The 11,666-nt window shown below is 63.4% G+C and carries 14 protein-coding genes; 8 read left to right on the forward strand and 6 right to left on the reverse strand.

Going from position 1 to position 11,666, the window contains the following annotated elements:
* The first annotated feature begins 11 nt into the window (after positions 1-11).
* Together QH195_RS09785 and QH195_RS09790 are read left to right on the forward strand one after the other, a co-directional pair.
* The gene (locus QH195_RS09785; RefSeq protein ID WP_280425886.1) at positions 12-950 is read left to right on the forward strand and encodes a LysR family transcriptional regulator; all 939 of its coding nucleotides are present in this window, start codon (positions 12-14) and stop codon (positions 948-950) included.
* Positions 951-1,134: 184 nt separating this feature from the next.
* A complete protein-coding gene (locus QH195_RS09790; RefSeq protein ID WP_280435115.1) occupies positions 1,135-2,163 on the forward strand; it encodes an alpha/beta hydrolase in 1,029 nt (342 codons plus the stop codon).
* A gap of 171 nt (positions 2,164-2,334) precedes the next feature.
* Here QH195_RS09790 and QH195_RS09795 read toward each other — a convergent pair whose 3' ends face one another.
* Positions 2,335-3,279, reverse strand: coding sequence for a helix-turn-helix transcriptional regulator (locus QH195_RS09795; RefSeq protein WP_280435116.1), 945 nt, complete (start codon positions 3,277-3,279; stop codon positions 2,335-2,337).
* Positions 3,280-3,372: 93 nt separating this feature from the next.
* Here QH195_RS09795 and QH195_RS09800 point away from each other — a divergent pair, with 93 nt between their 5' ends.
* Both QH195_RS09800 and QH195_RS09805 read left to right on the forward strand, forming a co-directional pair.
* A complete protein-coding gene (locus QH195_RS09800; RefSeq protein ID WP_280435117.1) occupies positions 3,373-3,792 on the forward strand; it encodes a VOC family protein in 420 nt (139 codons plus the stop codon).
* A gap of 1 nt (position 3,793) precedes the next feature.
* Positions 3,794-4,171 (forward strand): YdeI/OmpD-associated family protein, encoded by a 378-nt coding sequence (locus QH195_RS09805; protein WP_280435118.1) that lies wholly within the window; start codon positions 3,794-3,796, stop codon positions 4,169-4,171.
* 18 nt (positions 4,172-4,189) lie between these two features.
* Here QH195_RS09805 and QH195_RS09810 read toward each other — a convergent pair whose 3' ends face one another.
* The gene (locus QH195_RS09810) at positions 4,190-4,525 is read right to left on the reverse strand and encodes a 4a-hydroxytetrahydrobiopterin dehydratase (protein WP_280435119.1); all 336 of its coding nucleotides are present in this window, start codon (positions 4,523-4,525) and stop codon (positions 4,190-4,192) included.
* Positions 4,522-5,853, reverse strand: coding sequence for a helix-turn-helix domain-containing protein (locus QH195_RS09815; RefSeq protein WP_280435120.1), 1,332 nt, complete (start codon positions 5,851-5,853; stop codon positions 4,522-4,524). Before QH195_RS09815 ends, QH195_RS09810 begins: the two co-directional genes overlap by 4 nt.
* Positions 5,854-6,020: 167 nt before the next feature.
* Here QH195_RS09815 and QH195_RS09820 point away from each other — a divergent pair, with 167 nt between their 5' ends.
* From QH195_RS09820 to QH195_RS09835, 4 genes are all read left to right on the forward strand, one after another.
* The gene (locus QH195_RS09820) at positions 6,021-6,371 is read left to right on the forward strand and encodes a hypothetical protein (protein WP_280435121.1); all 351 of its coding nucleotides are present in this window, start codon (positions 6,021-6,023) and stop codon (positions 6,369-6,371) included.
* Positions 6,372-6,900: 529 nt separating this feature from the next.
* Entirely contained in the window at positions 6,901-7,191 is a 291-nt protein-coding gene (locus QH195_RS09825; RefSeq protein WP_432278463.1) for a WXG100 family type VII secretion target, read from the forward strand.
* 12 nt (positions 7,192-7,203) lie between these two features.
* Positions 7,204-7,515 (forward strand): WXG100 family type VII secretion target, encoded by a 312-nt coding sequence (locus QH195_RS09830; RefSeq protein WP_280435123.1) that lies wholly within the window; start codon positions 7,204-7,206, stop codon positions 7,513-7,515.
* A 101-nt stretch (positions 7,516-7,616) separates the two neighbouring features.
* Positions 7,617-8,897: a hypothetical protein gene (locus tag QH195_RS09835; protein WP_280435124.1), complete on the forward strand. Its 1,281-nt coding sequence runs from the start codon at positions 7,617-7,619 to the stop codon at positions 8,895-8,897.
* 622 nt (positions 8,898-9,519) lie between these two features.
* On the opposite strand, the gene QH195_RS09840 is transcribed toward QH195_RS09835, so the two are convergent.
* The 3 genes from QH195_RS09840 to QH195_RS09850 form a co-directional block, all read right to left on the reverse strand.
* The gene (locus tag QH195_RS09840; RefSeq protein ID WP_348536869.1) at positions 9,520-9,708 is read right to left on the reverse strand and encodes a hypothetical protein; all 189 of its coding nucleotides are present in this window, start codon (positions 9,706-9,708) and stop codon (positions 9,520-9,522) included.
* Between the two features lie 367 nt (positions 9,709-10,075).
* Positions 10,076-10,765, reverse strand: a complete 690-nt coding sequence (locus tag QH195_RS09845) for a hypothetical protein (RefSeq protein WP_280435126.1) — start codon at positions 10,763-10,765, stop codon at positions 10,076-10,078.
* A gap of 64 nt (positions 10,766-10,829) precedes the next feature.
* Complete coding sequence (locus tag QH195_RS09850) at positions 10,830-11,423, reverse strand: hypothetical protein (protein WP_280435127.1); 594 nt, start codon at positions 11,421-11,423, stop codon at positions 10,830-10,832.
* Positions 11,424-11,666: the final 243 nt, after the last annotated feature.

An 11,666-nucleotide genomic window follows, 5' to 3' on the forward strand; every position in this document is an offset into this window, starting at 1 on the left:
GGAGGAGCGGCATGCCGGACCTACCCGTCCGCGAGCTGGAGTGTCTGCTGATACTGGCCGAAGAGCTGCATTTCGGCCGGACGGCCCAGCGCCTGCGGGTGTCGCAGAGCCGGGTGAGCCAGCTGGTCGCCGCGCTGGAACGCACCATCGGCACGCAACTCGTGCACCGCACCAGCCGCCGGGTGGCCCTCACCGATTTCGGCGCCGAATTCGTGGAGCGCGTGCGCCCCGTGTACAGCGAGCTGGTCGATCTGGTCGGTGGTGCGCGGCAGGAGGCGCGGCACGAGCTGCCCGCTCCGGTCCGCCTCGGTTTTCAAGGCATCGCCTACGAAACCGTCACCTGGACACTCACCAGATTCGCCCGCGACAACCCCGACGTGGCCTTGTCATTGCAGGAAATCCCGCTCGGCGACCCTTTCGGCGCTGTGCTGGCCGGGCAGGTCGACGCCGCCGTAGCCCTGTTACCGGTGCGGGAGCCCGAACTCGCGGTCGGCTACGTGTTCCCGCCCGCGCCGCGAATGTTGGCGGTGGGGCGCGGTCATCCTCTGGCGACGGTCGAACGCATCGATGCCGAAGCCTTGGCCACCGTGGACCTCGTATCGGTGGACGGACCCGCACCGGAATATTGGCGCGACGTCCACTTCCCGCGCTTCACGCCGCTCGGCAGACCCATCACGGCGACGGTCCGGGTGGCGACGCTCCAAGAAGGGATGACTCTCGCCGCCACCGGGCGGTACGCGATGCTGACCTGCCGTCCGGTGGCGGAACGCAATCAGCGCGCCGATCTCCGCTTCGTCCGCGTCACCGGTTTCGACGAGGAGTCGAGGATGGCGTTGATCTGGCGCTCCGCGCACCGCCGGCCGCAATTGACGAAGCTGGCGGCCATGCTCGGCGAACTCCCCGGCGCGCCGCAACTACAGGCGGACCCCGGCAGGGCTACCGTCGCCTAGCGGCACCGGCCGAGCGGGGTACACGGCTGCACTCTCGCCGGATATGCGTTCCCTGTCTTCTTGCACCGAACCGGAGGCCGCGGCAGCACGAACCCCTTCCGATGTCGATCCGGACGGCCGGCGAATACCGCGGCCGCCGGCGTCATCCGGACAGTGACCGCGTGAGGCATACGAAAGGCCGACATTGAGCACACCGCGATCCTCCCGCACCACCGCAGTGCGATACGCCCTCGCCGCCGCTCTGACCACCGCCTGCCTGATCGGCACCTGCGCGACCGGGACAGCCGATCCCGGGGCGGCGAGCGTGGTTTCGGTGGAGCAGGTGAACGACCGGCAGCAACTGGTTTCGGTGTTCTCACCGGCGATGAACCGGCCGATCCAGGTGCAGGTCATCCGAGCCGCGGACGGTTCCCGCCCGCGACCCACGCTGTATCTGCTGAACGGTTCGCAGGGCGGTCCCCACGGCAGCGGCTGGGATGTACAAACCGACGCCGTCGGATTCCTGCGCGACAAAGACGTCAATGTCGTGACCCCGTTCGGCGGCGCCGGTTCCTACTACACCGACTGGATCCGCGACGACGCCGTCCTGGGCCGGAACAAATGGCAGACCTTCCTCAACGAAGAGCTGCCACCGGTGATCGAGGGATTCCTGAACGCCGACGGCACCCGGGCACTGGCCGGCGTATCGATGAGCGGCACCTCGGTATTGAACCTGGCCGTCGCCAAACCCGGCTTCTGGAAAAGCGTCGCCTCCTACAGCGGGTGCGCGCAGACCTCGGACCCGCTCGGACAGGAGTTCGTCCGGATCACCGTCGAGACCTGGGGCGGCGGCCAGAGCGTCGAAAACATGTGGGGCCCACGCAACGGACCACTGTGGCGCGCCAACGATCCCCTGGTGAACGCCGACCGGCTGCGCGGCACCGCCATCTACCTGAGCACGGGCAGCGGTCTCCCGGCGGCACCGCACGACACTCCCGCCGACAAAAGGGTCCAGGAGGGGCGGATACCGCTGCCGGTGCAGATCGCCTTCGGCGGACCGATCGAAGCAGCGATTCAGCACTGCACGATGAACCTCACCAACCGGCTGCGCGAACTGAATATCCCCGTGACACTGCATGATCGGCCGGTAGGCACGCACTCCTGGGGTTACTGGGAGGACGACCTGCACCATTCCTGGCCGTTCCTCGCCGATTCGCTGGGAGTCCCCGCCTGAGCCCGAATCGGGCGCCGGATATTCGCTACCGGATCGGCCGGTTCCACCACTGGCCGATCCGCCCCGGCACCGCGTCTCCATCTGTCCTGAAGCGAAATCCACGACTCCGCCTTCTCGCTGGCCGGTGCAGGCATGATCCGTTGTCGCCGTGAACACCTGCCGGGGCGAGAATCAGCGACCGTACAGCCCGGCCAGCTCGCTGCCGATCCGCGCCAGCTCCGCCTGAACCGGCGGGGGCGCGAGCACCTCGACCAGCGAGCCCCAGCCGGCGAGATTCCGGGCGATATCGCGAGGCGTCGGTGCGGCGATCCGTACGCGGCTGCGCCCGTCGTCGAGCTCGGCCTCGGTGTGGCAGTGGAGGCCGAAATGGTCGCGCAGGATCGGCACGTGCCGGGTCTCGACGAGCACCGTCGCCCAGGTGCGGGACCGCTTCCGCTCCACCTCTCCGACCACCTCCTTCCAGGCCCGGTCGAGTGCGAAGTCGTCGGGACGTTCCGCCGGGTCCTCGGTCGCCACCGCCTCGACGACGCGGTCTACTCGGAAGGTGCGCTGTCCACGCTCGGTACCGGCGATCAAGTACCAGACGTCGTCCTTGTCGACGAGCCCCCACGGGTCGACCAGGCGCACCGATCGCTCCCCCTTGGCATCGGTGTAGGCCAGTCGCACACGCCGGCGGCGTACCACCGCGTTCTGCAGGAGACCGACGAGGTCCGGTCGCGGCCGGTCCAGCCCGCTCCACCCGGTGCGATCGTTCATGGCCGCGCCGGCGGCCGCTTCCGCGTCGGCCCGGAAGGTGTGCGGGAGAGCACGGAGGAGCTTGCGGAGGGCGGTCTTGGCCTCGCCCGAGACCGAGGCCGCCGAACCGACCAGCAGGAACAGTGCCTGCGTCTCGGTGGCCGACAGCCCGCTGAGATCGGTGCGCGCGCCGCCGACAAGCGCCCAGCCACCACCGCGCCCCGGCTGCGGATACACGGGAATTCCTGCCGCCGCCAGCGCTTCCAGATCGCGGCGGGCGGTCGCCACCGACACCTCGAGCTCCGTGGCGAGCTCAGCGGCGGTCACCCGCCCTCGATGCTGGAGAAACAACAGGGCCGCGACAAGCCGGTCTGCGCGCATTGCTCCAACCTCCCCGAAAAAGTGCTCAGTTGGTGAGCACTTTAGCTGGAAGAGTGACACCCGACAGTCAGGAACAAGAGAGGAACAACCGCCATGCTGCGAGGACTCACCACCACCAACTTCGTCGTCGACGATCTCGGCTCCGCCGTGCGCTGGTACACCGAACTGCTCGGTGTCGAGCCCTACTTCGTCCGTGAGGTCGAGGGCACACCCGCATACGTCGAGTTCCGCATCGGCGATTTCGAACACGAACTCGGGTTCATCGACCGCCGGTTCGCGCCCGCGAGCCGGGCCGGCTCGGACGTCGGCGCGACACTCACCTACTGGGCCGTCGACGATGTCCGGGCCGCGTACGAACGACTGCTGTCACTGGGAGCCACATCGCATCAGGACGTCACCGAACGCGGCCCGGGATTCGTCACCGCGTCGGTCATCGACCCGTTCGGCAACGCGCTCGGCGTCATGTACAACCAGCACTACCTCGACATCGTCGAGTCGACGAAGGGCGCCTGATATGGACGTGCAGGCAACCAGCGCCGAGGTGTGGCGCGCCTGGCTGGAAACCCACGGCCGCTCCGAGACCGAGGTCTGGCTGGTGATCCCCCACAAGGACAGCGCGACACCCGGACTGCGCTACCACGAGGCCATCGAACACGCCCTCTGCTACGGCTGGATCGACGGGCTGCACCGCAAACACGATGCCCACAGCTCACGGCTGCGGTTCACCCCACGCCGGCCGACGAGCAGCTGGAGCGCGGTCAACCGGGAGCGCGCCGCCCGCATGACCGCGCAGGGCCTGATGACCGAGGCCGGGCAAGCAGCCATCGACCTCGCCAAATCGCGCGGTACCTGGCAGAGCACACCCGACGAGCCGCCCGCCGGTTGGCAATAATTCGCCGCAGCCTGCTTCCTATCGGTGGCAAGTCTTCCTATCGACCGCGGTCGCGCCAGAAGCTTCCGCGATCCGGTCGATGTCCCGCGCCAGATTGAAGTCCAGCTCGGTCAGTTTCCGACCGACATCGTGGGTCGTGATCCGGAACTCGATCCGCTGCCATGTGATTAGCATGTCAGGATGGTGGCTCACCTCTCGTGCCTTCGCCGCGACATACATCGCGAGGTGCACGCACTCGTGGTAGGTGTGCGCGAATGTGCGTGTGATCTCGTCACCGTCACGCTTCCAGCCAGACAGAGCTTCGAGGCGGCGGGAAATTTCGTTGTCGTCCAGCAGTGCGGGAAGTTCGGTCATGCGACGGACCCTACGAGAGCGCGAAGTTCACGTCCCGCTGAGGTGTACCCCCAAGCCCGGGCATGGGAAGTGATCCCCTGCAGTTCGATGCGGAGCCTCGCCGACCCAGTAACTCGCGCCGCATCCACCGCTTCCGCTGCCGCCCATACGGCCCGGTCGGGGTCAGGGACTCTGGAAAGCACAGCCGACTGCCGTGCCCGGAACACCGCATTGTCGCGGCGTGCTGACTCCGGCATGGAGTCCATGATCTCGTCCCACAGGGCGACTGCATCGGTTGCGTCCTGCGTACTTCCGGTGCGCCCGTAACAGGTCGCACGCTGTACTTCCACATAGCGCGGGGTACGGCGGCAGGAATTTCCCCACGGATGCGCGTCATCAATTCGGTCGATGAGAGGAACAGCCTCATCGAGCCGGCGGTCCGCTGTGGACCGATCACCGAGCATTGCGTGCCCATGCGCCTCGTACTGAAGCGCCATCACGCGGACCTTCGGGGAAAGCTTCGTCCCGACCGCTAGAGCTGCACGCGCGTAGTCGACGACAGTACGGCCGTCGTTGTCGTCCAGCGCGAGCATTGCCATATTCGAAAGCGCGTAGGAGATGAGCTGGGGATTGCCGCAGCGGTGCGCGAGAGATAACGTGGCACCCCGCCATTTTGCCGAGGCCGCACGATTCCCTGCATCCTGATACAGCCACCCGAGAAGAGCGGCATACGCGGTGCCGATCTCGAGCAGCCCCCGCCTCACCGGCGGGGCAGCCGTACCAGCGAGCCGCGCGATCAATTCCGTTTGAGCCTGCACGGTGGGAATGAGGTACAGAGGCCCCAGATACATATCTGCGGTGTAGTGACCGGAGAGTTGGGAGCGGAAGTAGTCCACGAGTTCCGGGGCCACACGGGTGCCACTCACCACGTCTGACATTTCGATTGGCGTCGTAATCGTGTCCGACTTCGCGACACCGACAGCGAGGGTCGGCAATCCTAGAATGGTGGCCCCGAAATCACGTCGCCTCACGTCATCGACTTTCTGCGGGTCGAACAAATCATCGGCAGTACTCAGCGAGGATACTTCCGGCCCGGCGGTTTGGGGAGTCGAGTCCGGCTCGCGTAGAGCGACATCGAATCGTGCCCGCTGCTCATCATCGAGCCTGCGGCGGGTGGTGTCCATACACTCGGAGTACTTCGCCCCCAGCGTGATATCCGCACCCCTGCGCTCCCATTTGCCGACCGACTCGATCGAACAACCGATCCGGTCGGCGAACTGAACCTGCGTGTCCCGCAACGCTGTACGCAGCGCGGCGACCTCGAGCCCAGTCCACTTGATAATCGTCATCTTTCGGCGTTCTCCCCTCCGCTGCGATACCGCCAGGGTACGGCCTCCGTACGGGTTCGGTGTGTCCTTCTGCCGCAAGAACACAGCAATGCTGAAACCGATCATTACCGCAACCCGCAGAGGCGCACGCTCGACTTTCGCCCCAACAGAACCCGGAGCCGACCGTTATGCCCGTTCCCTCAACCGAAACCACCGTCCGCGAGCCGGCCTGCGTGGACCCGATCCCTTCCGGTACCGCCCCGGTCGACGACCACCTGCGTCAGGAACCACCGAAACTCCCCACCAGACGCGCGCACAACCAGTCGATGGCGGCCACCCTCCGACTCTGGCACACCCGCAACCGCGACCTCCTCGAGCGCGTCGCCGCCGGCCTCCGCCACCTCGACCACCCGGCAGCCTGCAAGAGCACCGACCCCATCCGCGGGCGAGCACACGCCATCCACCTGATGGCCGACCACACCAAACACAACTGCCGGCGTTTCCGGCTCGCGGCACAGTACATCGAGGACAATCAGTGACCGCCGGACCGAGGGTGTGCGGCTCGGTTCCGGTACATCCCTATCGAATCGTGGAGGGGCAAGCACTGTGACGAAACCGGACGCACGGACACAGGCGGTTGCCCTCCGGCCTGCCACTCGCCGTGCTGATCCTGTCGGTGACGCTGCCCGAGCGCCGGGAGCCGTCCGCGACTCGGGAAAGGCAAGGTCGCCGGTCTTCGCCGTGGAAGCACCGTCACGGCTGAACGTACCAACGGGTCCCAAGTGCATGATCACCATCAGCGAGACGGGCTCCCAAACGATCAGCGCCGAGGTTCGACAGCACGCGCAACGGACGACTTACCCACGACGACCTGCGCACGGCCGCAAACAACGCCCCGTCGCCTGCAGGGTCGAGCAGATCATGATGATTGCGTATCACTCGGGCGGCCGAGGCCAGGTTGCGGGCGGGCTCGTGGGCGGGTAGGTGCTGACTCTGATAGCGTGCTTCTAAGTCTGTACTCGCTCAAGGGGGTCGCTCATTTCTGAGCCCGAGAATCCGACACCAGATTTGCACGTTGTGCCGGAAGAAGTAGTCGACGCCGGCCAGTTCGTCCAGCAGACGGCGAATACCCTTGTCAACGCACTGCATTCCCTTGATACGGATATCGAGGGAATGCTTGGAGTATGGAGGGGCGTCTCGGCATCCAGCTATCAGGCAGGATGGCAGGAGACCAAGCAGGGGGTCATAACGGTCTTGGATGCGTTGGGGGACATCGCAGTTCTACTGGGCGTCAACAGTCGCACCTATGTTGAACAGGACGACGACAACTCTCAGAGTTATGGGTCGCTGAATATTTGAGAACAGTGAACAGTGAAGGTGAACGTGCCCGAGGAATATTCTTTTCAAGTTGATCTTGCAGAGTTGGACAATATCACCGCGCGCGTAGGGAACTTTATCGGCTTCCTTGCCGACAGTCTCACCGCCCTCGAACAGCGGATGGCAGCTCTGCATACCACGTGGGGAGGGGAGGCAGCGACGGCACAGCGAGATGCCTTTCGACAGTGGGCTGCCGGGGTCACCGATGCCGCCGAGGGTATAGATGCCATGAGAAATGCAGCCCGGGCAGCACACGATCGATACACCGCGGCAATCGAGACCAACCGCGTGATCCTGGGCCGGTGACTTTCATCATCAGCGAACCGGGCGACGAACACTGCGCCGTACAAGAATTCGCTTGGCACGCTAGTCGGAAGTTTGACGATGTCCGATAGGTGGTGGTGCCCATGACGACCTTGGTAGTCGATCCGACAGTGTATTTGCAGGCGGGTGAGTCGCTGTACTCCCACGCCACCGAGTATCAGCGGGCCTATTCCACCCGGATCGCCGCACTTGGAGAGACCGCCAACATGGGCGGCAACGTCGGCGAATCCAAAGCTTGGGCGACCTCATACGATTCGACCGTCGCCACCGCGATGAGCATGACGGAATTGTTGATCAACGCGATGGGCAACTACGCCAACATCGTTCGTGAGCTTGGCTATAACCATGCCCTCGCCGACTATGTCGAAGGGACCGGCCGACCGGAGCCGACCAAACCCACGCAATTTCCACCGGCCGTTGAGAAGCGTCCGGCACCACCGCCCTCGGCCGGTGGCCCCGGCAGCGGCCTTTTCGACGACGTCGGATTCGCTGTGTCAGCTCTCGAGGATTTCGGCGTTTCAATTCCCGACGGAGAGCCCGGGGACCTCGAAGTCGCCGCAGATGTTTGGGAAAAATTCGCCGCCGACCCGGTGGTCGCAAACCTTCCCGCGAAATTAGATCAGATCGCGAAGTCATTCGAAACCGAAACTGCGCCCGACGCGGCATTGGTAGATGAGGATATTCGTGAACTGAAGAATTCAGCGGAGGGTCTGTTGACCCTCTATAGAGACCTCGCAAATTCCTGCCGAGGACACCATGATGCGATCGTGGAATTCCGACGACAACTAGGAAATCTGCTGGTTGACCTCGGAAAGGATCTCGCCCAAGAGGTCGCCGAAACCGTCGTGCTAGGTGTAATCGCAGGCGCGTTGACGGCAGGGTTCGGCACCGCCGCTGTCGCGGCAGCCAAAGCCGGCAAACTCGCATTGAAGATGAAGAATTATGTCGATCGTGTCATCAGCGCAAAGCGGGCGGCAAAGTTTGTCGATAAAGTCACGCAGACCGGCGATGATCTTGCGGTCAGACGCGCCGAGCTTCAACGAATCGCCGATCTCCTCGCACAGCGAACCGCCGATATAGCGAAAGCCGCAAGTGACAGATTGAAAAGTTCCCTCGACTATGCGCTCGATAAAGAGGCGATGGGGCACGTCTTCGTACCGAAGCACAAATTGGACAATTTGGTGAAGTCGTTGGGTGGCGAAGAGGCTACGATGACGAAGATCATCGAGAGCGTGCAGGGAGTTCCGGAAGGCGTATACAATGCCTCGAACCCCCTGGTGCGCACTATCAATGGCGAAACGGTTCACATTCGCGGGGCTATGATAAACGGAGTATTCAAGATCGGTACCGCCTACATTCCGTAACATTACCCGAATACAGAGGAGGAACGATGGGTAGTACCCCGATTCAGCCGAGGCCGCTAACCGACCTCGAGACCGCGGTCATAACGAAGATGTTGTCCTCGGGCCGACATGGTTCAGCCGAATACCTTGCGCAAATACCAGATTCGCAGGTTGTATCCACGTGGGGTGTCGGATCACCCAGTGTTGATATAGAGGTACGCCCGGGTCCCGCCCAGGCGGGCGGTGTGACAGACGGGATCGTCGCGAACGGAACTGTTACCGACCCGGCGGGAAAGCCGATCGGCGAGATCATTCTGTGGGTCGAAGCTGGACGACTGAGCGGGATCGAATACGCGTGGTACACCGACGAACGGCCTACTCAGCTACCAGAGCCTGACCAAATCGACCTCTTGTAGTTCGTCGCCGACCTGTTGCCGATTCGGTGGTGCTTGGTTAGTCATGAAGCCGAAACCGCGGTTGCGTCCGGCAGAGTGGTACACAAGGCCGGGCTTGTTGGACCGGGCATGCATGATCACCGCCGGCGAGACGGCTTCCAACCGATCCCCATGTACAGGTGAGCCACCGCAGCTAGCGCCTCTTGAGTGCGGCGGGATACATGGCTCATGCCTGTCATATGCATCTGTCAGTAGTAGTTCACCGAAACCGTCGCCTCCGCGGAAGTGGTGAAGAGATTCCCCGTCTGCTGCATCAAGGGATGCGTCGTGGCCTTCGGCCTGCCCTCCGCAGTGAGATATTCCCGATTGAACCACACCCGCTCCACCTCCCCAACCGTGATGCCATGGTCACCGTTCAGATCGATTCGTGCCACCACCCGACAACTCAACGACCCGATCCCGGAGGGCGCAACTGGCCCGTAAGGCGAGGCATTGTGAACGCCGGAACAAGCCATGAACCATCCTCGTCCGATGGCATCGCCCCGGGCACTCTCCGGGGTTGCCGGCCGAACGGGACAACTGCGTGGCCCGTCGTCGCCATCGCTTGCGCAGTTGTCCGATTCCGCCACAGCCTGTTTCGGCTCGCCTCAGATTTGTCCGTTGCGGGGTACTCGGGACCGGTTCGCCGATCGAATCGGATTTCTGTCGACCCGATTCCGCGATGCGCGACGAGACCGGGCAGTTTCGGGAGGTCCTGGCAACCAAGAGCGCAATACCGCGGTCGAACACGGTGATTCCGAGGACTCACATACTCCTCGGGCGACCGGGTTCCGGTGGTACATCGAATACGATGCCCCGTTCCTCGTCCGCCTTGATCTGCGCGTCGACTTCTTTGAGTTCGTTCCACAGCGAGAGGATCATGGAGCCCCACAAACCCATGCTCGGTGCGCCCCCGGGGTTGAAATGTATGACACTGTTCTCGATGGGGCAGATGTAGTCCAGAATGTACATTCCGGTCAGCGATATTCGAAGAAAGGGGTTGGTGTCTGCGGGTAGGAACTGTGCCGATGTGTATACCTCGAGCACTCTTTCTTCGCCCTCGTATTTCAGAGGCGCCTTATCAGGCATATCTTCGAGCGCGACTGCCAATAATTCCGCGCCGGAAAGTCCCCGCACGAAGTCGCCGGCACGGCAGTACCCCTTCATGGTTCGCCAGAATATCAATTCGAATTCGTTTGCGAATTTCATTCCCGCTGTACTCGGGACAGGAATGAATCCGTCGTTCATCCAGTATTCTTCGCTCACATTGCCTGCGTCATCGGCTTTCCGTCCGGACATAACGTTCTCCGGAAAGATCGGTCCGTCGCGACTGACCGCGGGATCCACGTAGTAGAACCACTTCCCGGGGCTCCTGCGTGCGGTTGCCCGATCGTTCTCCGATATCGGTGGAAGTGCGGGCCTTCCGAGCCGATTGAATATGCGAACGTCGGTCATGAAAACCCCTCCGGATCAATGGGTTGTACTGTGGTCGGGTTATGGGTTGAGTGGGGTGTCGGGTCTAGTGGTCGAAACTGCCCCGGTCGGGCCATACCCCCCGGTTGACGAGGCGGTACTGCATGATCCACGCCGCCACCTGTTCCGGTATCCGGTCGCCGGGCAGGAATTCCCGGGGCTGGACGTCGTGGGTCTGCTTGTTGATCTCCAGGGGGAATATGCTGCCGGCCAGGTACGGGTTGTCGAAGCTCACCGAGTACCCGACTATCAGGGCGTCCTCCCATTCCTTCTGGAGATGCACCTGGGGGACGCGATGGTGAGTTCGGGGTGGTTCCGGGATCCATGCCGGGGGCGGCGGGGGCTGCCTGGGGTAGATCTGTACGGCCTCGGGTCGGCTGCCCGCCTCCTTGGAGGTGTGGAAGCTGCTGGTGATCATTCCGACCGACCAGCTCGGATACTCGTAGATCGCTCCGATCTCCGCGTCGACCACCAGTTTCGGCATCCCGATGTCCTGCTGGGCCGAGATTTCGTGCTGGGTCGGTATCGGGGAGCACACCCACCCGTGATCGATCTGGTAGATCCGGTACTCCCGGTCGGGTTCGAGGATCTGTGCCAGATGGGTTTTCACCTGTTCCTCGGTCTGGAACTGTGCCGGCATCGGGTGCTCCTATCGCTGATACGAACTCGATTTTTGGACCGGATACCAGGATCGCATTCCGGACTTCAGATCTTTCACGTCGGTTTGGTTGACGGATCGGCAGGGGGCGTACGCTGGCGGTAGCGTGTGCACCCGTTACCGCATTCAACCTCGAGTACGCCGAATTCACGAAGGTCGGTTACCCGCAGCACTGCTTTGCATTTGTAACAGGTCGCACTTACTTCTTCGCTCGCGTCGTACTGG

Origin of the sequence: Nocardia carnea (assembly GCF_029868855.1) — a bacterium.
In the GTDB taxonomy this organism is placed as follows: domain Bacteria; phylum Actinomycetota; class Actinomycetes; order Mycobacteriales; family Mycobacteriaceae; genus Nocardia; species Nocardia carnea_A.

What these genes read in the sequence shown, in the direction of transcription:
- QH195_RS09785 (WP_280425886.1), top strand. Translation starts at nt 12, where the DNA reads ATGCCGGACCTACCCGTCCGCGAGCTGGAGTGTCTGCTGATACTGGCC.
- QH195_RS09795 (WP_280435116.1), bottom strand. Translation starts at nt 3,279, where the DNA reads ATGCGCGCAGACCGGCTTGTCGCGGCCCTGTTGTTTCTCCAGCATCGA.
- QH195_RS09800 (WP_280435117.1), top strand. Translation starts at nt 3,373, where the DNA reads ATGCTGCGAGGACTCACCACCACCAACTTCGTCGTCGACGATCTCGGC.
- QH195_RS09805 (WP_280435118.1), top strand. Translation starts at nt 3,794, where the DNA reads ATGGACGTGCAGGCAACCAGCGCCGAGGTGTGGCGCGCCTGGCTGGAA.
- QH195_RS09810 (WP_280435119.1), bottom strand. Translation starts at nt 4,525, where the DNA reads ATGACCGAACTTCCCGCACTGCTGGACGACAACGAAATTTCCCGCCGC.
- QH195_RS09815 (WP_280435120.1), bottom strand. Translation starts at nt 5,853, where the DNA reads ATGACGATTATCAAGTGGACTGGGCTCGAGGTCGCCGCGCTGCGTACA.
- QH195_RS09820 (WP_280435121.1), top strand. Translation starts at nt 6,021, where the DNA reads ATGCCCGTTCCCTCAACCGAAACCACCGTCCGCGAGCCGGCCTGCGTG.
- QH195_RS09835 (WP_280435124.1), top strand. Translation starts at nt 7,617, where the DNA reads ATGACGACCTTGGTAGTCGATCCGACAGTGTATTTGCAGGCGGGTGAG.
- QH195_RS09845 (WP_280435126.1), bottom strand. Translation starts at nt 10,765, where the DNA reads ATGACCGACGTTCGCATATTCAATCGGCTCGGAAGGCCCGCACTTCCA.
- QH195_RS09850 (WP_280435127.1), bottom strand. Translation starts at nt 11,423, where the DNA reads ATGCCGGCACAGTTCCAGACCGAGGAACAGGTGAAAACCCATCTGGCA.